Raw genomic sequence first — 25,217 nt, forward strand, 5'->3', positions numbered from 1 at the left:
CCCAAAAACAATGAGCGACTACCTACTCCACGAGCACGAAAGCGAACGGCTACGGTATCGCAAGGTCGAACCCACTGATTTTGCGGCCTGGCTTCCGTTTTATCAAAATCCCGAATCCACGCGATATTGGGAGGGGATTCCTCCAGCTCCTGAGACCGCTTGCCAACAACAGTTCGATCGTATCTTCGAGCGGTATGAACTTCAATTGGGTGGGATGAACGCATTGATCCACAAAAACACGAATACGCTCATTGGCCTCTGCGGGCTTTTGATCCAAGAAGTCGATGGCATACAGGAATTGGAAATCGGCTATTCGGTCTTACCGAATTACTGGAAACAAGGTTATGCTTTTGAAGCCGCAAGGGCCTGCAAACAATTCGCCTTTGATCATCGTTTAGCGGATTCGTTGATTTCGATCATCCATATCGACAACCTCCCTTCGCGAAAAGTAGCCTTGAAAAATGGCATGCTTCTCGAGAAACAAACTACCTACAAAGCCAATCCAGTTCATATCTTTAGGGTACATCAATGAACCCGATGTACATTAAAATCAGCTATCGCACCGCAACCGACCCCAATGGCCTAGCACGGCAATTGCTTGCAGACCCGAATCGATTTGGCTTCGATTTGCCAGACAACGCCCTTGGTTTTCTTTTTTCCCACACAACACTAAAAGGCTTCATTGAAAAAGAAGAACGCCATGAGCAGCGGGTTTTGATGCCGGAAAGCGAACAGTCCTTGGCGAGCATGAGCAGCGGGGAACAAAAAAAGGCCTTGTTGCGATATTTGATGGATCAGGCACCCGATTACCTTGTCTTGGTCAATCCCTTTGAAAATCTGGATACCGCTTCCCAAAAAGCCCTCAAGGAACTTTTGAAACATACCGCGGCCCATTGCAGCCTTTTCCATTTATCTACAAGAACCAACGAATTTTTAGACCTCCAAGGAGCACATTACCACTATTCGGATGGGCAATTCAAAACCCATCACGATTCGCAAAGGGTGAATGATGTACCCCACGTCATAACGGATATTCCCAGACCACTTGAACCCTGGCATCCGCAACACGATCCCTTAGTCGAATTCAAGGGTGTGAACGTATCCTTCCATGACAAACAAGTACTCCATGGTATCGATTGGTGCCTACGGGCAGGTGAGTTCTGGCAATTGAAAGGACCCAACGGAAGTGGTAAGTCTACCCTGATCCAATTGATCACCGGCGACAGTCATAAAGGGTATGGTCAAGACCTACGGCTTTTTGGAAAAAGAAAAGGCAGTGGCGAAAGTGTTTGGGACATCAAGGAACAGCTCGGATATTTCACGCCGGCCATGATCCAAAGATTCAATGGTTATAGCTATGCGGAGCATATGCTCATCTCGGGTCTGTATGATTCGGTAGGCCTCTATCTCCGTCCTTCCGATGAAGCTAAACGATTGGCCCGGGCATGGCTCGAACTGCTTGCTATCCCAAACAAACCATTCAAGAATTTGAGTATGGGACAACAGCGATTGCTCATGACCGCCAGGGCAATGATCAAACACCCCCCTTTGCTCCTTTTGGATGAACCGACCATCGGACTTGACGACCGAAGTGCGGCCTTTTTCGTCGAATTGGTCAACCAGTATGCCCATCAAAGCAATTCTTGTGTGCTGTTCGTTACCCATCACGAAGAGCCCGGTCTTGTTCCAAAACAACAAATGGAATTGGTGCCGACCGAATCAGGGTCGATGGGTAAAATCACGTACCTTTAGCGAAACATTTTTCGCTACCAATGAACGATAGTTTAGATCTTTCAAACGAAGCTTTTGAGTCGCTTTTGAACCACACCAATTCCATGGTACTAAGGCAATTCGAAACCCTTGATTCGCAAAAGGGATATCATGACCATTCCCAATCGGAAGTGGAAGGGTGGTTCATGGAACCACTACCCGAAAAAGGAATGGACGTCTCCGAACTTTTGGAATTCGTCGAAGAAAAGGTTTTGGATACGGCCACGGGAAACCTGGGCCCGCACATGTATGCCTATGTCATGTCAGGAGGCAACCAAGTAGCCATCTTAGCGGAGAAATTGGCCACGACCATCAATCAAAACCAGACCAAATGGCACCTGGCACCCGCCATGAACGAAATTGAGAAAAGGGTGGTGGCATGGACCGCCGAACTTTTAGGGTTTCCGCAAGATTCAGGCGGAGTTTTGGTCAGCGGGGGATCGGCGGCCAATCTCACCGGTTTGACAGTTGGCCGAAATATCCATTTCGAGAATTCAGGCATTCGCAAGACCGGGTTGTTCGGTCAAAAACCATTCGTCGTTTATGCTTCCCAAGAAGTGCACAGCTGTGTCGACAAAAGTGTCGAGCTCCTAGGGATAGGCAGTGACTATTTGAGAAAAATACCGACCAATGCAGGCTACCAAATCGATCTTGCTATTCTTGAAAAGCAGATCCAACTCGATAGGGCCAACGGCTTACAACCATTTTGTATCATAGGCAACGCGGGTACGGTGAATACCGGGGCGATCGATGATCTGGATGCCTTGGCCGACCTTTCGGAAAAATATGGGCTGTGGTACCATATCGATGGCGCCTACGGTGCTTTGGCGGGTATTCTCGACTCACTACGGGCCGAATACAAAGGCATGGGGCGTGCCGATTCGATCGCGATCGACTTCCATAAATGGCTGTACCAACCCTTTGAAGGGGGTTGCACTTTGGTGCGCAGCTGGGACAAACTCAAACGCACCTACTTCAAAAAAGCAGCCTATCTCGATACCGAGCTTGCCGATGATGGCAATCGCTTGGAATATAACGAGCATTATTTCCAACTGTCGCGAAATGCCAAAGCCTTCAAAGTTTGGATGTCGATCAAGGCTTATGGTATGGAGCGGCTCAAAGCGATGATACAGAAAGACATCGACCTGACCGATTACTTAAACCGCAAGGTGAACGAATCAAGTGATTTCGAATTGGTGGCCGATTCAAAGTTGGCCGTATCCTGCTTTCGCTATATCGAAGGTCTGGAAGGTGAAAAGGCCATTACCCAATTCAATAAAGCCTTGATGCCCGCACTCGAAAAAGACGGCAGGGTCTTTATTATGGGGACGGATCTAAAGGGCACCTATGCCATTCGCGCCTGCTTGATCAACCACCGTAAAACGGAACAGACCTCGGACTACTTATTGGAAGTCATACGGGATGTCGCCCAAAATCTGAATCAAAAGGCTTCCTAAACCGGAGGGGCATCCCTGATAGAAACAAAAAAGCCGCTTTAAAGCGGCTTTTTTAATGGGTTATATGTAGTTCCTTATTTGGAAGAAGCTTTGATCTTAGATCGCAAGGCGTCGAACATGATCGGTGTTGCTATGAAGACCGATGAATAAGTACCGATCAACACCCCAATGATCATGGCGAACATAAAGCCACGTAAGCTTTCACCACCAAAGACGAAAATGGCCAAGAGTACGATCAAGGTCGTCAATGACGTATTCAATGTACGGCTTAAGGTACTGTTCAAGGCCTCATTGATATGGTCGCCATCTTTCCATCCCTTAAGGTTCACCACCTCACGGATGCGGTCGAACACGACCACAGTATCGTTCAATGAATATCCAATTACCGTAAGGATCGCCGCAATAAAGGCTTGATCGATCTCCATGTTGAAAGGCATGATCTCGGTAGTCAAAGAAAAGATCCCCAAAACGATCATCACGTCGTGGAATACCGCGATAACGGCACCCAATGAGAATTGCCATCTTCTAAATCGCAATAAAATGTATAGGAAGACGACCGCCAAGGAACCGAAGATGGCCCAAACGGCATTGTTCTTGATGTCATCCGCAATGGTCGGTCCGACTTTACGGTATTTCAATACCCCGATATCGTCGTTCGAACCTCCTGGTTTGAAATCATCGAAGGTCGTTCCGTCCGGGTAGTATTTTTGAAGCGTGTTGAACAAGATGTCCATGATTTCATCATCAACTTCATTGCCCTGAACATCGACCTTGTAATTCGTGGTCACGATGATCTGATTGGCTTCCCCGAAGGTTTTCGCATTAGCGCTTCCTAAAGCCGGCAATAGCTCGGAAGTGATTTCCGATGGACTTACCGCTTGTTCGAAACGGATTTGGTAATTCCGTCCCCCAACAAAATCAACTCCAGGCTGCAATCCTTTCGTAAAGAGCGAGAAGGCTCCCACACCCACCAAAACAACCGATACGATGTAGGCTACTTTCCTTTTCGACAAGAAGTTGATGTTCATGTTGGTAAACAGGTTCTTGGTAATCGAGGTCGAGAACTGCAGCTCCCTCCCTTTTTTGGCGATATACCAATCAACCAACAATCGGGTGATGAAAATGGCGGTAAACAAGGAGGTCACGATACCGATCATCAAGGTAGTCGCGAACCCTTTGATCGGGCCGGATCCAAAAACGAAAAGAATGATCGCGGTCAATCCGGTGGTAATGTTCGCATCGAGAATGGATGACAAGGCATTGCTGAAACCATCGGCAACCGCTTGGGCCTTACCCTTTCCTCGAGCCAATTCCTCTTTGATCCGCTCGAAAATCAGTACGTTCGCATCGACCGACATACCGATCGTCAATACGATACCCGCGATACCGGGCAAGGTCAATACCGCACCCAAACTGGTCAAAACACCGAAAATCAATACAATGTTCAATACCAAGGCGATGTCGGCGAAAATCCCTGCTTTGCCGTAGTAAAAAATCATCCACAACAACACGAACGCCATGGCGATCATAAACGACATAAAGCCGCTATCGATCGCTTCTTGCCCCAATGAAGGTCCGACTACGAAAGAATCGATGATGTCGGCAGATGCAGGTAGCTTACCAGCACGCAATACGTTGGCGATATCCTTGGTCTCATTTATAGTGAAGGCCCCGGTGATTTCGGAACGCCCACCTGAAATAGGTCCTGAAGAAACCCCAGGGGCCGTATAGACGCGATTGTCAAGAACGATCGCGATTCCGGTTTGATTGTTAAAAGCATCTCCGGTCAATTTCTCCCATTCACGGGCACCCTTGGTATTCATGGTCATGCTGACCGCGGGCTTATTGAATTGATCGAAAGTATCTTGTGCATCCGAAACCACATCACCGCTGATCCGTGGCGTACCGTCCCTATTCGATTTTAGGGCGTACAATTCGGCGATTTCGGAATCTTTCGGAGGTTTCTCGAAAGCGAATTTGGTAAACTGGATGTCGGCCGGTAATAAGCGTCGGATTTCGGGCATGGCGAAATACGATTCCAATTCGGCGATATCGGATACCGCTACACGGGCAATGGCATTGCTGCCAGGGGATGCTGGAATCAGCTTGCCCAATAAGGGGTTCGATTGCGTGGCCAGGTCCAAGGAATCTTGTGCCACATCGGAAAGCAACGAATCGATTTCCGAAGTCGGCGCCGGTTCCTCGGCTTCTTCTACAGGCTCTAGAATCGCACGAAGGCGCTCATTCGCACTAACGAAGAATTGCCCAAGACTTTGGTTGCTCTGCGGATAGGTCTCCCAGAATTCCAATTGGGCGGTACTTGACAAGAGGTCACGTGCCCTTTGGATATCGCGTGCTCCAGGTAGTTCAACGACGATACGACCTGAATTGCCTTCCCTTTGGATGTTCGGTTGGGTTACCCCAAAACCATCGATACGTTTCCGCAATACCTCGAAAGCCGAAACGACGGATTCATCGATTTTTCTTCGGATGATGGGTTTGACCTCATCATCGGTCATCTGAAAATTGATGGCATCGCTTAAGCCCTTGTTCGCGAAGATATCCGGGGAGGCCAATTTGGTGTCCCCCTTGATGTTGTCGAAGGCATCGAAAAACAACTCTAGATAGGTGTCATCGCTATCCGTTGAAGCCACATCGGCATCATCGAGCGCCTTGTTGAAAACAGGGTTTTTGGTATTGTTGGCGAGTCCTTGAAGGATATCCCGAACGGAAATCTGAAGGGTCACATTGATCCCTCCCTTCAAGTCAAGCCCTTTGTTCAATTCTTTGGTCTTGGCATCATCGTAGCTGGTGTAACCCAATACAGGGTTGCCACCGATGGAATCCAAATAGGATGCCTCTAAAGCTTCCCGTTTCGACACATAGTCCTCTTCCGCTTCGGAAACTTGGCCAACGGCATAGGTTTCGGCATCACCCTCGATCTTTCCTGTGATAAAAGTGTACGAAAGCTGATAAATACTCACCAAGCCGAAGAGCAGTGCAAAAAGCTTTATAAGTCCTTTATTTTGCATGGATTACTAAATTTTTGGAATTTTTCTTAAACAGCGTGCAAATATATCATTTCAAATAGGATTTGCCAATAGAATTTCGCCAATTGTCGGCCATACGACCCAACAAAAAACGCCATTTCGAGGCCGATTTCGAATCTTTGGACGACAGATCACCCATAAATTCGCCACCGAAACATCAAAATGGCATTTGATTTCAAAAGCGCCTGGCGCTTACAGTTGCAATAGGCCGTTGGTCTTTTTCACCCCTTCGGCACTCTCTTGCATCTTGGCTTTCTCAGCGTCACTCAATTCGATTTCAACGACTTTTTCGATTCCGTTTCTCCCTAAAATTACGGGCACGCCGATGCAGATATCGTCCAAACCGTATTCCCCATCCAAAAAGGTCGAACAAGGGAACATTTTCTTTTGATCGCAGGCGATGGCCTGTACCAATCCGGAAACGGCTGCCCCTGGGGCATACCAAGCACTAGTGCCTAAAAGTTTGGTCAAGGTGGCACCGCCCACCTTGGTCTCCTGAACGACCCAATCCATTTTATCGCCATCCAAGAATTCGGATACTTTCACGCTGTTTCGGGTGGCATGACCGATCAAAGGCACCATGCCTTTATCACTGTGACCACCGATGACCATGCCATCGATGTCAGAGATCGGCGCCCCTAACGCTTCGGCCAAACGGTATTTGAAACGGGCACTGTCCAAAGCACCACCCATACCGATAATACGGTGTTTCGGAAGATCGGTTGATTTGTGGACCAAATAGGTCATGGTATCCATCGGGTTACTGACCACGATGATGATGGTATTCGGTGAATGTTCCAATAAGCTGGTGGCTACCGACTTGACGATGCCCGCATTGATCCCGATCAACTCCTCACGGGTCATGCCGGGCTTTCTTGGAATCCCGGAAGTGATGACGGCGATGTCGCTTCCCGCGGTCTTCGCATAGTCACTGGTAGTGCCGGTGATTTTGGTGTCAAAACCGTTCAATGAGGCCGTTTGCATCAAATCCATGGCCTTGCCTTCGGCATAGCCTTCCTTAATGTCCAACAAAACGACTTCAGAAGCGAAATCCTTAATGGCAATATATTCTGCACAGCTTGCCCCTACTGCTCCGGCTCCTACTACGGTAACTTTCATTCTACTTAGTTTTATGTGTTTTTGCGGCCTCAAAAATAGGTAATTTTTGACCCAATCCTTTACCAAATCATCCTTCTTCTTTCTCGATTTCAGCAAGAATTTCCCATAAAATGTTAAAAAAACAGGGATTTCAACGAAGTTCCGACCCTTGGCAGTGTCATACGTCGAATAATTGCAATAGTCCCTTCGCTTTTTCCGTTGTCATAGTCCCAAATCAAATTAATAACCTACTTATGAAAAAGTTCTTTTCATTTTTGGCTATTATTACCCTTATTGCTGTCAGTAATTGTACCCAAGTTCCCGAAAATGACGATCCCGTCTTGGGCATTTGGGCCAAATCGGCGATTGCCGCCCAAGACACCAACAAACGCGAGGAATGGATCTTCAACGATGCCTTTTTAGGCAGGTACCAGCGTTATGTTGACAACGAACTTACGTTCTACACCGATTTTAGTTGGTCGGAAACGGATGGGATGTATACGGTCACCTACAAAGGAACCGATATCCCAACGGCCAGTATCGTTTTGAACGCTCAAGAGAAAATCGAGCAGTTGGAGTATACCAACGGTGAGGTTTTCGCCTACCGGGAATAGCCTTCTCGAAATACTATATGAAAATAAAAGCCCGGCATAGACCGGGCTTTTTTGGTTGGTTAAGGTTGTTGTCTATCTAACGGAACCCGAAATTAAGCCCCGCGGTCAGCGTGCTGAACTCGGCAATATTGTAGTCGATATTGAGTCTGAAAAAGCCCAACTTGAGTTTGGTACCGATGTTGGCCGTTACGCCACTGACGTCGGTAGCCACTGAAAACGGATCGACATAGGTCGCCTGTACCGGGCCTGAGGTCACTTCATAGGTGCCCAGGATATCGATATCGGACTTGCCCGTAATATACCCGATACCCCCGTAAAAGTTAATGACCGGGATTTTGCGGGTCGAAACGACCGCACTGAAATTCCAAGTGGAATAGTTCGCATCGATCCGTTGGTTTTCACCAGCGATGATGTCGGTATTCGTGAAATCGTACTCCCCGTTCAAATTGGTGTACCCGATTACGGCGGATATGGCGACGGGAAGCAATTTATCAGCAGGCAATAATTTGGTAAAATCATATTGCAGCCCGGCCCCGAAGAGCCCGATTTGCGCATCGTCATCGAATTTGATCTTTGGCAAGAAACGTGCCTTGACCTCCAAGCCCTTGATCAGGCCCACACTGGCTTGAATGTATCCTGACGGAACGAAATTGAAATTTTCAGAGGCCAAACCGGAAGGCAGTTCGAATTCTTCCCTGAATAGGCCATTCTCATCAGCAACGAAAACCCGGACGCCCTCGATATCACCCAAAGCGGTCGAAACTTGACGCGACGTACTCCCATCAACAAATTGAAGGTTTTCGTAATCGGCCGTATTCAAAGTGAAGGCTTTCTTGTCATCTTTATTCTTAAAACCCGTAAAATTCCCCACTATGGAAATTTCGAACCCTCCCAGGGGCTTGGCATCGGCGGAATTGTACCATCCGTTCGACATGCTGTAGATGGCCGCTTCGGATACCGGGGCCAGGTACGCATTGGTATAGCGCTCGGCATCATTGAGGCCAGCAGCCAAAAGATCGTTCAGGTTGCTTTGGGAAAAGCCCAAACCACTGCAACACAACAAGCATAAAAGAAGAATTCTTCGCATAATGTCAAATTTTTCTTAAAACTAAAAAATCCTGAGGGCGACTCAGGATTTTTGTTGTGAAACTATGGATATCAATGCCTTATCTACGCATCTATGTTGGCATAGACCGCGTTCTTCTCGATAAATTCACGTCTAGGCGGTACTTCATCTCCCATAAGCATGGAGAAAATCCGATCCGACTCGGTGGCATTTTCTATGGTCACCTGACGCAGCGTCCTGAACTTTGGGTTCATGGTGGTATCCCAAAGTTGTTCGGCGTTCATCTCACCCAGACCTTTGTAGCGCTGGATACCTGCACCACCCTTCATGCTTTCGACGATTTCATCGCGTTCCTTATCGTTCCAGGCATAGCGCTTCTTCGAACCTTTCTTGACCAAATACAAGGGAGGCGTAGCGATATACACATGACCGTTCTCGATCAACTCGCGCATATAGCGGAAGAAAAAGGTCAAGATCAAGGTCTCGATATGGCTTCCATCGACATCGGCATCACACATAATGACGATCTTGTGGTAACGCAATTTTTCAAGGTTCAGGGCCTTGCTATCCTCTTCGGTACCGATGGTGACCCCGAGGGCGGTATACATATTCCTGATTTCTTCGTTTTCGAAGACTTTATGCTGCATGGCCTTCTCCACGTTCAAGATCTTGCCCCGAAGCGGTAAGATGGCCTGAAAATTACGATCACGGCCCATTTTGGCGGTTCCTCCCGCCGAATCTCCCTCCACAAGGAACAATTCGCAATTCTCGGGATCCTGATCCGCACAATCGGATAATTTACCAGGTAGCCCCCCACCGGTCATGGGGTTCTTTCGCTGAACCATTTCGCGGGCTTTTGCCGCGGCATGGCGTGCTTGGGCCGCCAGTTTTACTTTCTCGACGATTTGTTTGGCATCGTCTGGATGTTCTTCGAGATAATCGGTCAACATTTCGGAAACGGCTTGACTGACCGCACTGGTCACCTCACGGTTCCCCAATTTGGTCTTGGTCTGCCCTTCGAATTGGGGTTCGGCCACTTTGACCGAAACGATGGCGGTCAGGCCTTCACGGAAATCATCACCCGAAATTTCGAACTTCAATTTATCGAGCATGCCCGAATTGTCGGCATACTTCTTCAAAGTCGTGGTCAACCCCCTTCGGAAGCCCGATAAATGGGTGCCCCCTTCATGGGTATTGATATTGTTGACATAGGAATGGAGGTTTTCGGAAAACCCATTGTTGTAGATCATGGCCACTTCAACGGGAATGCCGTTCTTCTCCCCTTCCATGGAGATCACACTTTGGATCAAGGGCTCCCGGGTCTCATCCAAGAAACGGATGAATTCTTTCAAACCTTCTTCGGAATGGAAGGTCTCCGTAATGAAATTCCCTTTCTCATCCTTGTTCCTGCGATCGGTCATCGTGATGGTGACCCCCTTGTTCAAATAGGCGAGCTCCCGCATACGATTGGCCAAGGTCTCGTAGCTGTATTCGGTGGTTTGGGTGAAAATGGTATCATCGGGCATAAAGGTGACGATGGTACCGGTTTCTTTGGTCGTACCGGTACTTTTGACCGGATACAAGGTCTTACCGCGCTCGTACTCTTGCTCCCAAACCTTACCTTCACGATGCACGGTGGCTTTCAAATGGCTTGAAAGGGCATTTACACAGGAAACCCCGACCCCGTGTAGACCACCGGATACTTTGTAGGAGTCCTTATCGAATTTACCCCCTGCACCGATTTTGGTCATGACGACCTCAAGGGCCGATACCCCCTCTTTTTTATGTAAGCCTACCGGAATACCCCGACCGTTGTCTTTGGTGGTTATCGAATTGTCTTCATTGATCGTGACCTCGATGGTATCACAATGCCCACCCATGGCCTCGTCAATGGAATTATCGACGACTTCGTACACTAGGTGGTGAAGACCCCTGGTGCCCACATCACCAATATACATCGATGGGCGCATGCGGACGTGTTCCATCCCCTCCAGCGCCTGGATACTATCGGCTGAATATTGGTTTTTTTTGGCTTCCTCGCTCATATATTTCTAGTAATTATTTTGGCAAATTTCAAATCTTACAAATATACGAAATACCCAGTGGAATTAAGGCCTAACCCTGTCTTCACACCCTTGAGTTATTAACAAAGGACTGTGGAAAATTATAGGGGGTTTTCGGCCTTGGAGATCGCGGGAAAACACCCTCTTTTTTTGAAGAAAACGACAGCAACAAAAGAAGCACCGCGATCACGGTGCTCCTCTGGACTAATTAAAATGAATAAAAAACTGCTTTCCTACCTAAAATGAAAACAAGTTTACTTTACATAGGCATCTTCGTGCACGTTTGCCACGGCCCTGCCTGATGGATCGTTCATATTTTTGAAGGCTTCATCCCACTCCAATGCGATCTTGGTGCTGCACGCGACCGACGGTTCCTGTGGGACGCTCAAAGCGGCCGCATCGGATGGGAAATGCGATTCGAAAATCGAACGGTAATAATATTCTTCTTTGGAGGTCGGGGTCTGCAACGGAAACCTGTAGTTGGCGTTCTTCAATTGGGTATCGCTGACCTCTTGCTCGACCAATGCTTTCAAGGTGTCGATCCAGCTGTATCCGACCCCGTCCGAAAACTGCTCTTTTTGACGCCAAGCGACGCTCTCGGGCAGGTAGGACTCAAAGGCCTTGCGAACCACCCACTTTTCCATACGCTCCCCATTGATCATCTTGTCTTTGGGGTTGATGCGCATGGCGACATCCATGAATTCCTTGTCCAAAAACGGAACCCTTCCTTCAATACCCCAGGCCGCCAATGATTTGTTGGCCCTTAAACAATCGTACATGTGCAACTTATCGAGTTTGCGCACGGTTTCTTCATGAAAATCCTTCGGACTCGGCGCTTTATGGAAATACAGGTACCCCCCGAACAATTCGTCGGCCCCCTCACCGGATAGGACCATCTTGATGCCCATCGATTTGATGACCCTGGCCATTAAATACATTGGCGTCGAAGCGCGTATCGTGGTGATATCGTAGGTTTCGAGGTTATGGATCACATCACGTATCGCATCGAGCCCTTCCTGAATGGTGAACTTGATCTCGTGGTGCACCGTACCGATATGATCGGCGACCAGCCGGGCAGCGGCCAAATCGGGCGAGCCTTCGAGACCGACCGAAAACGAATGCAATTGGGGCCACCAAGCCTCCTTGGTATCGTCCGATTCAATGCGTTTCTGTGAATATTTCTTGGCAATGGCCGAGGTGACCGATGAATCCAATCCACCTGACAACAAGACGCCATACGGTACATCCGACATCAATTGGCGGTGTACGGCGGCCTCAAGGGCTTCCCTTACTTCGCGAATGCTGGTTTCGTTCTCTTTGACAGCCTCGTAATCCATCCAATCCCGTTGGTACCATTGTACGAATTCCCCTGTCGAACTATGCAGGTAATGCCCGGGAGGGAATAGTTCTATTTTGGTACAGGTACCTTCAAGGGCCTTTAATTCGGAGGCCACATAAAAAGTACCGTTGGCATCCCAACCGATATACAGTGGGATGATGCCCATATGATCACGTGCTATGAAATAGTCATCCTTTTCGGAATCATAAATGGCAAAGCCGAAAATTCCATTGAGCTCGTCAACGAAATCAGCTCCTTTCTCCTGATATAGGGCCAAGATCACTTCACAATCCGACTGGGTCTTGAACCCATAACGTCCTTCGAACTGCTTCCGCAATTCACGGTGGTTGTATATTTCGCCATTGGCGGCCAAAACCAACTTGCCATCGGCACTGAACAACGGTTGCTTTCCTGATGCAGGGTCGACAATAGCCAATCGCTCATGGGCCAGTATCGCCTTTCCATCCGCATAAATCCCACTCCAATCGGGCCCTCGATGTCGTACTTTTTTCGACATTTCGAGCAATTGGGGGCGCAGCACCTCACTACTTTCCTTTAAATCAAACGCACATACGATTCCGCACATAATGGTAACATTAAAATTATAGGACAAATCTGTTCTTATTATTTCAAATATTAAATAGTAAATGCTATTATGCTTTCAATTAAAAACTTTTTTTTTTCATTTACTACTTATAAATAAGAAAACAACCTAAGAATGCCCAATGCTGGAAACAATATGAAAGCCTGTAAACTTTAACTCATTTTTATCAAATAAAGATTGATTAAGTAGGTAGTTTTGAGGGTTAACTAAAACAAATGTTATGAAACAACTCCTAGTATTGACATGCTTCATGTTCGCTTTGGTCTTCACCCAAGAAACCCAAGCCCAGAAATTCAGTGGATTGGACAAGAGTCCAGCCGATATCGCATCATTCCCGACCAGCTATCGCGTGGCCGATAAAACGGTCAAGGTCGTCTATAGCCGTCCGCAACTCAAAGGCCGTTCGCTATCAGACCTTGCCCCTGACGGCAAAGTGTGGCGAACCGGTGCCAATGAATGTGCTGAAATCACCTTTTACAAAGACGCCAATTTTGGTGGACAAAGTGTAAAGGCAGGTACGTACTCCTTATTTACCATTCCCGGTGATGGGGAATGGACGGTGATCTTGAACAGCAACCTCAACCAATGGGGTGCCTATTCATACGACCAAGGGGCCGATGTCGTACGCGTCAGCGCGACTGCAAGTACCGATAGTGATAGCCTTGAAGCCTTCTCCATCGCTTTCAAAGAGGTCGATGGTGGTGCACACTTGGTCATGGGATGGGGTACTACCCGTGTAGCCACTCCGATCACCATGTAAGGAAGCATACGATCAAAACAGTATAAGCCCCGGTTTCGGGGCTTTTTTATTTGACCTGTTCGCCCCCTACAAACACCTTGTCTGCCTGTAGTTCCGGAATGTCATGAACGGGCATGTTCATGATATCATCACTGAGAAATACGAAATCAGCCATTTTACCCACTTCAATACTCCCTTTCTCTTCCTCTTCGAAGTTGGAATAGGCTGCCCAAATGGTCATCCCTTTTAAGGTTTCCTCCCGTGTGAGGGCATCTTTCATTTGAAACCCACCTTCCGGATAGCGATCTAGGTCTTGTCGGGCAACGGCCGCATAAAAGGTCAAGAACGGACTTACCCGTTCTACCGGAAAATCAGTACCCAAGGCAACGAGTCCGGCCTTATCCAAAAGGGTCTTAAAAGCGTAGGCGCCCTTGATCCGCACCTTGCCCAAACGGTTTTCGGCCCAATACATATCGCTGGTCGCATGGGTCGGTTGTACGGAAGGGATGATCCCTGCACTGAAGTAATCGAAATCGGATTCGGTCACCACCTGTGCATGCTCTATTTTCCATCGGTTGTCGGCAGTATCGGCCAAAGCCTTTTTATAGGCCCGTAGCACGACGATATTCGCTGAATCACCTATGGCATGCGTATTCATTTGATACCCTGAGGCTGCGATACGGCCAGCCAAAGCCTCGATTTCATCAGCGGGGGTCACCAAAGCACCGAAATGCCCTTTTTTATCGGAGTAAGGCGTCCTCAAGGCCGCCCCACGGGAACCTAGTGCCCCGTCGGCGTATACTTTGATCGAACGAACGTTCAATCGATCCGTCTTCAAGGGGCCTTTGGCCAAAAAGTGATCTAGATTTTCAGGAGTATTACTGACCATGGCGTACATGCGCATACGCAACGTACCGGCTTGCTGCAAGCTATCGATCAATTCAATCGTGGGTTGGTGCAGTCCGGCGTCATTAACGGTGGTCAACCCATAATCGAAACAAATGGTCTCGGCATCTTTGAGTGCGTTGATCTGGGTGGCCAGATCCGGCTGTGGTTTGACGGCATCGATCAACCACATCGGATTGTCGACCAAAACACCGGTAAGGTCACCGTTGGCATCCTTGACGATCTCACCTCCTTGGATTCGGGTATCCCTGTCGATCCCGGCCAGGTCAAGGGCTGCCTGGTTCACCAAATACGCATGGCCGTCGACACGTTCAAGCGCGACCGGGGTTTTCGGAAAGAGGCTATCAAGGGCCTGCTTGGTCGGGAATTTTTTGATGTCCCAATCATTTTGGTCCCAGCCCCGTCCTTCGATAAAACCAAGCTGTTTTTCGTTCTGGAATTCGCTTACCTTTTGCAAGACGTTTTGATAACTCGTCGTACCGACCAAATCAACGATTTGCTGTGTCAAACCGAGTCCGTAAAAGTGGCAATGGGCATCAATTAAACCTGGCACCACGGTCTGCCCTTGGGCATCGATCACACGTTTAGCGTCAAAGGCGTTTTTGATTTCCGCGTCATCGTCGATTCCAATGAACAATCCGTCTTTGACGGCTAAGGCCGAAGCCGTTGAAAATTCGGAATCCACAGTGTAAATTTTAGCATTGACCACGATCAAATCGGCCTGTTGTTTGCTTGAACAAGCAGCTAAAGAGAGGAGCAGGAACCCAAAGAATATTCTGAACATTTTTTTGCCTTTTCCCAAAAATAACGAAAACGCAAGGGTTCTTCCATATTACTCATCCACGAACTCGGTAATCACAAAATCGACCCTTCGATTCGCCCTACGCGCCTTATCGGAGGTTTTTTCGATCAAGGGCAGGGTATCGCCATGCCCTTTTGAAATGATCCGTTCTTCAGGAAAACCGAGGGAAATGAGGTAATTGGCGACCGATCTTGCCCGGCGTGAGGAGAGGAAATCATTGTGGGTTTTCGAACCCTGATCATCGGTATGTCCATTAATGGTCACCTTGATATTCGGCAATTGGCGTAATTGGGCATACACTTTTTGAATTTGCTTTTTCGAATATTCATCAAGCCTATGGTCGTCGAGTGCGAAGTTCACCCCTTCGAGTACATAAGGCCGGTCAAGTTTGAAATCTTGCTGATCCGATCCATACAATTGGGCATGATCGACGTAGTAGTAGGCAAATTGTTTGTGCCGTGGTACTTCACCCATCAAGTGATAAAATTTCGTCCCTTTATTGCTCGAAAAGTTGCCGATGATCAGTCGATTTTCAAAGCCCTCAGCCTTAAAGGTTGCGACGACCTTCACCCAATTCGATCGATCGTTCAATAGGCCGCGGGGTTGTAATTTGATAAAGCTGAATTTTTCAAGCCCCTCAAGACTTACCCGGGCGGCAGAAAGGTTCTTACTCGTGGCACATTGCACGTGCCCTCCTACCAATAACAATTGGAGATGCTGGATGTACACTTCGGAAGTTTCGGCAAGGTTGAGGTAAAATTCAAAGTCGTAATACCTTCCTTTCTCCAGTGTTTGCAACAATTCGAACTGGATATATTCCCGATAGTCGTTCGGTGCCATCAGATAAAGCCCGGCATAGGAATCGCCGTCTTGGGGATCTTGTTTACCCTTAAAGTTTTTTGGAACCGCGACCTTGCCTTTTCCACACCTGCTAAACAGATCGGTAGTACCCGCGGTAGGCGAACTGATACCCAATGCGGTATTGGCCAACTCACTCAATGCGTTCGGACAATACGAAGTCTCTTCAAAACTGCCGTTCTTGATCAGGTTCTGGGCGGTCAAGGGCATTTGAAAGCTTAGAAATACTATAGTGCTCAAAATTTTTAGTTTGGGACACGCCATATAAAAATTTTGATGTTGGTTTGGGCAAAAGCCTAAATCCAAGAACGTCTAAAATCGCAAATTATTGTATTTCAAGAAGATGGAAGTTCGGAGAACACCATTGCCTATTGATCTTCGAATTCGGTCATGACGAATTCGACCCTTCGGTTGGCCAATTGGTCTTTGATCCTTCCATTTCGCAAAGGTTTTGAATCACCTACGCCTTCCCACACCAAGCGATTGTCATCGATACCCAACTTCTTAAGGTAAATGGCAACGGCCCTTGCACGCAGCGAGGAGATGAACTTGTTGTACTCGGGCGTACCCGAATCATCGGAATGGCCGGTAATTTTCATCTGCACTTCGGCATTCTCTTTCAGGAATTTGAAGATCTTTTTGACACTAGCTATGGCTTTGGCATCCAATTCATAGCCTTTGGGTTGAAAAGGATCACTTTCCAAAACATAGATCTTGTCTTTTTCATAGTTGATTCGAGGCAATTCCTCCAATGCGAGGTCATCAACGAAATAATAAGAGAAATCGGAAGACAACACTGCTGAACCTTTACTCAACAATTGGGTGTCGTTGTTGGTGTTGAAGTTACCGATGAGCAGCTGATTTTCAAAACCTTTGGCCTCAAACTCAGCGGTCAACGTAATCCATCCGTCTTTATCGGCCATCGATCGATCGGCCTTCAACGGTATTTCATGGACCATAAGTCCTTCGACCAAATCCATTCTCGAAGTAGTCAAAGTAGCACTATTCGGCATGCGTACTTTGGTATTGGTCATTACGATGGACATCTGCTTAAGTGCCAAGGTCGACGCTTCGGCCAAACTCACTTTGAACGACAATTTATAGGGGTATTTCTCCCTTAGGGTCTTGGTGGTATTCAATTGGGCATACTCGCGATAATCATTCAAGGCGTAAAAGTACAGCCCTAGATATCCATTTCCACTCGAAGCTTCCTGAATGCCTTTGAAGTTAAAGGGTACCCCGAAATCCTCCGCACTACAGCTATTGAAATAATCACCCGAACTGGCGGTCGGAAGTGAAACATCCGTTAAGATGGCATTGACACTGGCAAAGTTGGTTGGACAGGCCTTGTGCGCTTCAAAACTTGGGTTTACGATCAGATTCTGTCCGAAGACAAGACTGGAAGTCGACAAGACAGCAAGGCATACAACGCGAGAAACAATTCGATTCATTAGAAATGATTTATGGTTCTCGCTCTGCTTAAAAACGATGAAGTTCATCGATTATTGTACGTTTTATGGTACTTCAGCGCACTTATTTTAACACCATCCGTTTGAAAACGACATACTAATCGGAAACCTTTTTCGTTAGAATAGTCCAAATCTTACTAGAATGCGCATCTTGACCACAGTATTTTTACTGGTTGTTGTGCCCATGGCAACTGTGGCGCAGCAAAAGGTTTCAGGAAGGATCGTTGATGAACTCGGCCTACCGGTTTACCGGGCGACCATAGAACTCGACCAAACCAAGGAAGTCACTTATTCCGACTTCGAGGGGATGTTCGAATTGGTCAGTGCCAAAAACTTCCATTGGAAAATCAACATCGCTTCATCTGGATACAAACCCGAAACTTATTTTGTTCTCGAAGGGGGCAATGCCGGTGATGTCATTCTTGAATATGGTGATGGATTGATCGAGGTATTGCACGAAACCGATGCAACGGATCGGCCCAAAAAACCTTTACCCCAGGTGCCAAAGAAACAGTAAGTTCATTCCGTTCCCTTTTTAAATACGAATTCTACCCTTCGGTTCGAAGCCCTTCCGGATTCCGTATTATTTTCAGCCACTGGTTTTTGGCTACCATGACCGAAGATCGCGATACGATCCGATGAAATTCCTTGCTCGACCAAAAATGTGGCAATATGACGGGCCCGCTGCTCAGAGAGACTTTGGTTATAGGAGGCTTTGCCCTTGCCATCGGTATGCCCATGTATTTCGACCACATAAGTAGGCTTGGCCAACAGGGTTTCATAAATCGGTTTCAAGGCCTCATTACTCCGCTTGCTCAATTGGTAGCTATCAAAATCAAAATGGATGTTTTTGGAAACGCTATATGCTTCTTCCAAGGACTCGCCCCATACCCCCGCTTGGTGCAATTGAACCATGTCGATATAATAGTACGCCCCCTTTTTCAACTTTTTCCTCCGGGTTTGAACGGTTCTAGTCGCTTTGTTGTCACGAAGGTTTCCAATGATCAAATAATTTTCGAAACCCTTGGCGGTAAAGGTCTCCGTGACTTTGACCCAGTCGGTCTTGTTCTCATGGAATTCGGGATGGTTGATTTCGAACGCGTGTACCCTATTGCCTTTTTGGGCGTACAACTTGTTTCTAGAAAGGTTCTTTCGAGTCGCTACCGCAACTGGCCGATAACTCAAAACGGTTCCGAAATCCTTGACGGCAAAATCGGACCCTTCGGCCAAACTGATATAAAACGACAACTCATACTTCCGGTCTTTGACCAATTTTCGAGTCAATCGGACTTGCACATATTCCCGGTAATCGGCGGGAGCATAAAAGTAGAGCCCGGCATAGGCGTTGCCAAACTTTGGTTGTTGTACCCCATTGAAATTTTCAGGCGCCCCCATGACCGTACTACAACTGTTGAAATAGTCGGTAGAGCCTTCCGTGGGAATCGACCAATGTATGGCCAAATCTTGCAAAGCACCTAAGGTCTGTGGGCAATCGTTATAGTCCTCAAAACTGGGATTCTTCACCAAGTTTTGGGCTCCCACTACCCCGACGATCAACGAAAATAGGATGTTCAGCACCGGTTTCATTCGGGCCTAATGTAACAAACCTCGGGCGTGAGGCCAAAATCGAGCCTTTAGAAATCAAACTTGTAGGCCACACCGGCCAAGGCTTGAAAGCCCTGTACCCTAAAATTGAACCATCGCTCGTAGTTGTTGTTGGCGATGTTCGAAAGCCTTGCAAAAACAGACAATTGCTCATTGAAACGGTATCCCAAATGGGCGTTGGCATCAAAGAATCCATCGATGGTCACGATGGTAGAAGGAAACAAGTTCGCCGGTGTGTTGGGCACCGCCTGTGATTGCAGATCCTGACGCTCTCCGATATAGAACAAATTCGCCCCAGCATACCATTGGGCGTTGATTTGATAGTCCAAAAACAGAGATCCCTTGATCTCAGGCAGGTTCCATGCAGGATTGTCCGTTTCGGTGCTGTAGTTAAAGTATTCCGCATTCAATCCAAGCGTGAAATTCCTATTTAGGTTTACATTGATCTCACCAAAGATGCCCAAGGTCTTTAGGTCGTCATAGAATACCTGGAATGAATTGCCATAAGCATAGCCCTCATCGCCCCTAAAAAGGTTTTGCGGGTTCAACAGAAAGAGTGGTTTCCTATTTTCGGCGGTGTACGAACCTTTGATGTTGTATCCGACGTTGGTGCCTAATTGTCCTTTAAGTCCGAGATACCCTTCGTATTGCTGATCCGTAGGCTGCAGTTCAAGTGTCGGGGAAACGAAATTGTTGGTATGGAACAGACTATGGTAACTGTTCTGACGCAAATCACCTTCGATACCACCATACGCTATCACTTCGTCACCCTTCAATCGATAGGAGGCCGTGACTGCCGGATAAATGAAAAAACTCCCGTTACTCCGTTCCAAATCGGTACCATAAACGAAGTTGGCCCCGAGGTTCAGCGTCAGCTCATCACGAAGGACTACAAAACCGGGATTGACCCCCAAAATCAACTGCCCATAGTCGATCCCCGTGGTGTTCGTGGTCGCATTCAAAGAGGAATTCCCAAAGCTTCCTCCCAAATAGTCGATATTGGTCTTGACCTGTATCGTTTCGGTTGTCAACGGCACCTCAAACGCCGTAGTAAGTACGGCCCGGTTCTCACCGGAATCCAACCCATCCCAAAACCGTTGCAGTTTTATTTTTCCTTGTTTAAAAAAGGACTCCTTTAACTCAAGGCGGCCCTCCAATTGGGCATTGAAATAGTTCTGACTTGGATCGATGGCCGCCACCTGGGTATCGGTAAACGCACCGGATTCCAATCCATACCAATTGTAAAGGCTATGGTCCAATCCGAGACTGACGCCCCAATCCATTTCACGGTCTTTCTTCGAGAGCGAAACATCGAGGTCGGTATTGTAGAAATCCGCATCCAACGGGGTACTATCGATATCACCCCGTGACGAATGATGGCTGAGGCCGACATCGAATAAATGTTCTTCGCGCCCGATTTCCCGACTGGTATAGAAATCGACCATGGCGTTGTTGAAATTTCCGAGACCTACCGAAGCATAGGAATTGTACAAGGTGGGTGGCGGTACTTTCTCGACCCGGGCCGCTTTTGCTTTGGCCGGGCTAAAGGTCGAAGCCACGGGAACGGAATTGATCGTGTAGGAGACCGCCTTTTTACTTAAAGCGATGGAATCGTTCAATTGTGGAACCGATTTCAATTTAAAAGCATCCGAAACGGTTGGGGCATATGGCTTGACCACCGTAACCGTTTCGGTGCCTATATCTTCGGATTCCTGGGCCCGAATTCCCCCAATTAGGCTCAAAAAGGTACAAGTGACCGTGAAAAAACTTTTTTTCATAACAGTGTTCGCTATTATTTATTGGTGTCGATTGATGAATTGCTTTCCGCTTCCTTGCGTTTGATCAGGGTTAGTTCTCCTTTGGCCTGTGCAACGATATCGTCATATTCGGCAAAGTTCTCGATAACGCTTTCCAAAATGTAGGTCGCTTGGAAAGCATCGTCCAAGGCATAAAAATTCTTAGCCATGATAACCAGTCCTTTTCCACCCCATTCTTTGTAGGCCGAAAAGTCCTTGGCCAACTTTTGGACCGAAACGTTCGAACTTTCGTAATCACCGTTCTTTTGTTTGAAGTAAGCATCGTAATACCATGCTTCGGCGGCTATGGCTCCGGTGGCGATGGACTTCACTTCACCAAAGGCCGTTTCGGCCAAGGCCTCATCACCCAATGCGATGGCCGAACGCGCGATCATCAGTTGCGCATCGCTTTTGATCCGATTGTCGATCTTAGGCGCGGCCAGCACTTTTTTGGCATAGTCCAAGGTTCGGGTATAGTCTTCGCGATCGTAATACCCTTTCATCAAATTCGATTGGGCGAAGGTGCGGTTCTGATCGATTTCCGCGGTACTTTCCAGGCGTTCCAAAAAAGTGATCGCACTGGCATAATCCTGTTTTCCCACATATATTTCGCAAACCCGGGTCAAGGCCTGTTCGCTGTATTCATTGATCCCATTATCGGCTACGGTCTGGTAAAAGGGTAACGCTCGGTCTTTTTCCCCTTTCGAAAAATACAATTGGGCCAAGGTAAAATTGGCCTGGGTGGCATGGAGGCCGTTCGGGAATTGTTTGAGATACCCTTCAAACCCTTTGATCGCCGCTTCGGTGCGCCCCTCGGCATTTTTTCGATCGGCCGCTTCAAAACTAGCCTCATCCAATTCGGTATCGGAAACCTCTACGAAATCCAAGCCCTTGGCCCAGGCAGCGTAGGCATCCACCCGCCCCATATCGACATACACCAATTTGGCCGTAGCAACGGCCTGACGGGCCTCAGGGGAATTGGGATACGAACTGACCACAGCTTTCAATTTCGAAATGGCCGCTTCATTGCGATTGGCGTTATAATGCACCAAACCTTGCCGCAGCATCGCCTGTGGGGCGAATTTGCTTCGTTGGAACCGATCGATCAAGCGATCGTAGACCTGTAACCCTTGGGTCGCTTCACCGGTCTTCACGTAGGTGTTGCCCAATTCGTAAAGGGCGTCGTCACGCAATGCCGAACGGGGATAGCGCTCCACGAAGTTCGATAAGGCGCTGATTTTGGCACTATTGTTCCCTAAAAATCCGTTCGACATCGCCTTTTGGAAGGTCGCATAATCCCGTTCGGGGCCATTGATTTTTGAAGCTTTGTCATAGGCTGAAATGGCATTCTTGTAGTTGCTGGTCACGAAATACACATCACCCAACCGCATCAAAGCGTCGTTCCTTCGTTCGGCATCCAAACCACCTGCTGTGGAAGCGGCGTTAAAATAAGCTATCGCCCGATCGTAGTCTTTTAATTTGAAGCGTGCATAACCCAAATTGTAATCGAGTTCCCGTGCTTCATCCAAACGAGACGCATTGGCATCGGCTTTAAAGGTTTCAAAGCCCGAAAGGGCCTCTTCAAAACGGTTTAGTCGGTAGGCCGATTCGGCCTGCCAGTAAATCGCCCTTGCCTTGATGGCCGGATCGCCACTTTTTCGGATCGCCTTTTCAAAACGGTCGATAGCCAGTTCGAAATCAGCATTTACAAACCGGTCGATGCCACTGTAAAATGCCACTTTTTGATAGGTTTCAGGGGTAGCATAGCCTGCATTCTCCTCCAACAACTTCATCGCTCCATCAAAATTCTTGGATGTAATGAATGAGTCGACCAAAAGATCTTGGATCTCTTCTTGGTGCTCGTCTTTCGGATACCGCTCCAAATAGCTGGTCATGACTTGTGGAACCGGTTCATAGGGATTGCCGATCTCATAACTCAGTCGGGCATAGTTCAAAAGTGCATCCTTTTCTATGGCGTCATTGAAGTTCATTTCGGAAGCATTTCGAAAAGCGTTCAAGGCTTCCGGTTTCTTGTCAAGTTTCAAATAACATTCGGCCAAGTGGTAATAGGCGTTTTGGGCAACACCATTGGTGCCGCCTATGATTTTGTTGAATTGGCCAATGGCCGCTTCGAAATCACCGGTTTGGTAATAACTGTATCCCAACAGGTAAAAATCGGTATTGCTCCATTTGCCTCGCTTGCCACGATACTTTTTCAAATACGGGATGGCGGCATCATAGCGTTCCAAGTTAAAATGACTTTCTCCGATGATCTTATTCAATTCGGAAACTTCGCGACGATCCGCTTTGGGTAATTGCTTTTCAGCCATGGCAATCGCCTTTTCAAAATTGCCCAACTTGAAGTTAAGGTCGGCTTGATAGTACGATAATTTCTCTTCAAGGACCGTGGGATCCGCAATGCGATCAAAACGGGCATTCGCCTCATCATAATCATCTTGTTCATAAGCGATGTACCCCAGGTAATATTTTGCTTGGGCCCCGTAGGTCGACGAATTGGTCACTTTGTTCAAATAACGTTCAGCCTCGCCGGGACGTTTGGAGGCGTAAAGTGCGTATCCGTTATTGAAATTAAAGCGTTCCTCATCTTTTCGCGACATGGAGCTGCGATCTACCTTCTTATACCACTTCAAAGCGTAGGGGTATTTTCCGGTAACGAAGTAATAATCGGCCACGTCTAAAAAGGCTGAATTCCTTTTGGTTGAAGTCGGATACCGTTCAACAAAAGCTTCCATGCGTTGATCCGCCCCGCGTTGGTTCAAACGGATCGCCGCATTGGCTGAATAGTAGGCGGCGTTCGCTTCGATCTCGCCATCGGTGGTCGTTTCCTTAATGCGATCGAATAGGGCTTGTGAAGCTTGATACTGTTGATTGTTATACAGGGTCAACGCATCTTGATATTGCTTTTGGTCGTGTAAAAAAACTTGGGTTTCCTGTGCGGAGATTCGTGCCAGGCCAAAGAAGATCAGGGCCAAAATGGCGAAGGTCTTTCGATTCATAGTGCTCTACGTGGTTCTCGATTGATGATACCATAACGTCAAAATTCGCGCCAAAGTATATTTCGGTTCCACGAATGCTTTTGGCATTGGCGGTATCGGTCTGCATGAACTTGTGTATTTTTGGGTAAAGAAGTCCAAAATCGAAGTTACGAACCCATAGCACCCATCAGTTGGCCGAAATCATTGTAAAACTCCAAGATGTAGCCGTTTTCCAAAACGAAAACTTGATCCTCAACCATGTCACCATGGAAGTCAAAAAAGGCGAATTCGTCTACATTATCGGTAAGACCGGAAGCGGTAAAAGCAGCTTTATGAAAACCCTTTATGGTGACCTCGCCCTCAGACAGGGGTATGGCACCGTGGTGGATTTCAACCTGAAATCACTCCAAGAAAAGGAAATCCCGTTTCTACGCCGAAAACTAGGCATCGTATTCCAGGATTTCAAGTTGCTCTCAGACCGAAACATCAACAACAACCTCCGGTTTGTCCTCAAAGCGACTGGTTGGACCGATGCAGCCAAGATGGACAGTAAAATCGAGGAGGTCCTTGATAAGGTCGGAATGAAGACCAAAGGATTTAAGTTTCCCCATGAACTTTCGGGGGGCGAACAACAACGGATCGCCATTGCCAGGGCGCTATTGAACGATCCCGAGCTCATTTTGGCGGATGAGCCGACCGGAAACCTCGACCCGCAAACCAGCGTTGAAGTCATGAAGGTACTGCAGGAAATCAATGAAAGTGGGCGCACCATCATCATGGCCACACACGACTACGCCTTAATCCTGAAATACCCCCACAAAACGCTCAAATGCGATGGCAACAAAATGTTCGAAGTCATCCAAAAAGCCGTCTGACCCGGGACAACAAAAATAAATTGTAGGTTTTTTCGTTCATATTCCAATCGTTAACAATTGGTTGATATTGTTCATTTTACAATGGACAAGCGCAAAAAGAATTTTGTTTC

General features: G+C 47.6%; 18 protein-coding genes. 7 read left to right on the top strand and 11 right to left on the bottom strand.

The genetic code is table 11. From position 1 onward, the window contains the following. Positions 1–10: 10 nt before the first annotated feature. Genes ABV409_RS12590 through ABV409_RS12600 form a run of 3 tightly spaced genes read left to right on the top strand, consistent with a single transcriptional unit; the run spans position 11 to position 3,227 of the window. Positions 11–532, top strand: a complete 522-nt coding sequence (locus ABV409_RS12590) for a GNAT family N-acetyltransferase (RefSeq protein ID WP_353877944.1) — start codon at positions 11–13, stop codon at positions 530–532. 5 nt (positions 533–537) lie between these two features. Next, positions 538–1,752 carry an ATP-binding cassette domain-containing protein gene (locus ABV409_RS12595; protein ID WP_353877945.1) on the top strand — a complete coding sequence of 405 codons (1,215 nt, stop codon included), beginning with the start codon at positions 538–540 and terminating at the stop codon, positions 1,750–1,752. Between the two features lie 20 nt (positions 1,753–1,772). After that, on the top strand, positions 1,773–3,227 hold the full coding sequence (locus tag ABV409_RS12600; protein WP_353877946.1) for a pyridoxal phosphate-dependent decarboxylase family protein: 1,455 nt from the start codon (positions 1,773–1,775) through the stop codon (positions 3,225–3,227). Positions 3,228–3,301: 74 nt separating this feature from the next. On the opposite strand, the gene secDF is transcribed toward ABV409_RS12600, so the two are convergent. Then, positions 3,302–6,259 (bottom strand): protein translocase subunit SecDF, encoded by a 2,958-nt coding sequence (gene secDF, locus ABV409_RS12605; RefSeq protein WP_353877947.1) that lies wholly within the window; start codon positions 6,257–6,259, stop codon positions 3,302–3,304. Between the two features lie 210 nt (positions 6,260–6,469). Continuing rightward, entirely contained in the window at positions 6,470–7,396 is a 927-nt protein-coding gene (gene mdh / locus ABV409_RS12610; protein ID WP_353877948.1) for a malate dehydrogenase, read from the bottom strand. Between the two features lie 233 nt (positions 7,397–7,629). Here mdh and ABV409_RS12615 point away from each other — a divergent pair, with 233 nt between their 5' ends. After that, entirely contained in the window at positions 7,630–7,989 is a 360-nt protein-coding gene (locus ABV409_RS12615; RefSeq protein WP_353877949.1) for a hypothetical protein, read from the top strand. Between the two features lie 76 nt (positions 7,990–8,065). Here the strand turns inward: ABV409_RS12615 and ABV409_RS12620 are convergent, their stop codons facing one another. The 3 genes from ABV409_RS12620 to asnB all read right to left on the bottom strand — a co-directional run bounded on the left by ABV409_RS12620 (position 8,066) and on the right by asnB (position 13,043). After that, on the bottom strand, positions 8,066–9,076 hold the full coding sequence (locus tag ABV409_RS12620) for a DUF6588 family protein (protein WP_353877950.1): 1,011 nt from the start codon (positions 9,074–9,076) through the stop codon (positions 8,066–8,068). A gap of 83 nt (positions 9,077–9,159) precedes the next feature. Beyond that, the gene (gene gyrB / locus ABV409_RS12625) at positions 9,160–11,100 is read right to left on the bottom strand and encodes a DNA topoisomerase (ATP-hydrolyzing) subunit B (protein WP_353877951.1); all 1,941 of its coding nucleotides are present in this window, start codon (positions 11,098–11,100) and stop codon (positions 9,160–9,162) included. A gap of 272 nt (positions 11,101–11,372) precedes the next feature. Next, positions 11,373–13,043: an asparagine synthase B gene (asnB, locus tag ABV409_RS12630; protein WP_353877952.1), complete on the bottom strand. Its 1,671-nt coding sequence runs from the start codon at positions 13,041–13,043 to the stop codon at positions 11,373–11,375. A gap of 238 nt (positions 13,044–13,281) precedes the next feature. On the opposite strand from asnB, the gene ABV409_RS12635 reads away from it, so the two are divergent. Next, positions 13,282–13,821, top strand: coding sequence for a DUF2911 domain-containing protein (locus ABV409_RS12635; RefSeq protein ID WP_353877953.1), 540 nt, complete (start codon positions 13,282–13,284; stop codon positions 13,819–13,821). A gap of 46 nt (positions 13,822–13,867) precedes the next feature. Here ABV409_RS12635 and ABV409_RS12640 read toward each other — a convergent pair whose 3' ends face one another. The 3 genes from ABV409_RS12640 to ABV409_RS12650 form a co-directional block, all read right to left on the bottom strand. Then, positions 13,868–15,490, bottom strand: a complete 1,623-nt coding sequence (locus tag ABV409_RS12640; protein ID WP_353877954.1) for an amidohydrolase — start codon at positions 15,488–15,490, stop codon at positions 13,868–13,870. Between the two features lie 48 nt (positions 15,491–15,538). Next, entirely contained in the window at positions 15,539–16,606 is a 1,068-nt protein-coding gene (locus tag ABV409_RS12645; RefSeq protein WP_353877955.1) for an OmpA family protein, read from the bottom strand. 128 nt (positions 16,607–16,734) lie between these two features. Beyond that, the gene (locus ABV409_RS12650; protein WP_353877956.1) at positions 16,735–17,817 is read right to left on the bottom strand and encodes an OmpA family protein; all 1,083 of its coding nucleotides are present in this window, start codon (positions 17,815–17,817) and stop codon (positions 16,735–16,737) included. A 160-nt stretch (positions 17,818–17,977) separates the two neighbouring features. On the opposite strand from ABV409_RS12650, the gene ABV409_RS12655 reads away from it, so the two are divergent. Continuing rightward, positions 17,978–18,352, top strand: a complete 375-nt coding sequence (locus ABV409_RS12655) for a peptidase associated/transthyretin-like domain-containing protein (protein ID WP_353877957.1) — start codon at positions 17,978–17,980, stop codon at positions 18,350–18,352. A 2-nt stretch (positions 18,353–18,354) separates the two neighbouring features. Here the strand turns inward: ABV409_RS12655 and ABV409_RS12660 are convergent, their stop codons facing one another. The 3 genes from ABV409_RS12660 to ABV409_RS12670 are packed head-to-tail and all read right to left on the bottom strand — an operon-like array spanning position 18,355 to position 24,253. Beyond that, positions 18,355–19,422 carry an OmpA family protein gene (locus ABV409_RS12660; RefSeq protein WP_353877958.1) on the bottom strand — a complete coding sequence of 356 codons (1,068 nt, stop codon included), beginning with the start codon at positions 19,420–19,422 and terminating at the stop codon, positions 18,355–18,357. 47 nt (positions 19,423–19,469) lie between these two features. After that, positions 19,470–21,218, bottom strand: coding sequence for a TonB-dependent receptor (locus ABV409_RS12665; RefSeq protein WP_353877959.1), 1,749 nt, complete (start codon positions 21,216–21,218; stop codon positions 19,470–19,472). A 14-nt stretch (positions 21,219–21,232) separates the two neighbouring features. Further along, positions 21,233–24,253, bottom strand: coding sequence for a tetratricopeptide repeat protein (locus tag ABV409_RS12670; RefSeq protein ID WP_353877960.1), 3,021 nt, complete (start codon positions 24,251–24,253; stop codon positions 21,233–21,235). 170 nt (positions 24,254–24,423) lie between these two features. Between ABV409_RS12670 and ABV409_RS12675 the strand changes: the two genes are divergently transcribed. Then, positions 24,424–25,107 carry a cell division ATP-binding protein FtsE gene (locus ABV409_RS12675; protein ID WP_353877961.1) on the top strand — a complete coding sequence of 228 codons (684 nt, stop codon included), beginning with the start codon at positions 24,424–24,426 and terminating at the stop codon, positions 25,105–25,107. Positions 25,108–25,217 lie beyond the last annotated feature (110 nt).

The sequence above is a fragment of the Flagellimonas algarum genome (genome assembly GCF_040513375.1).
Taxonomy (GTDB): Bacteria; Bacteroidota; Bacteroidia; order Flavobacteriales; family Flavobacteriaceae; genus Flagellimonas_B; species Flagellimonas_B algarum.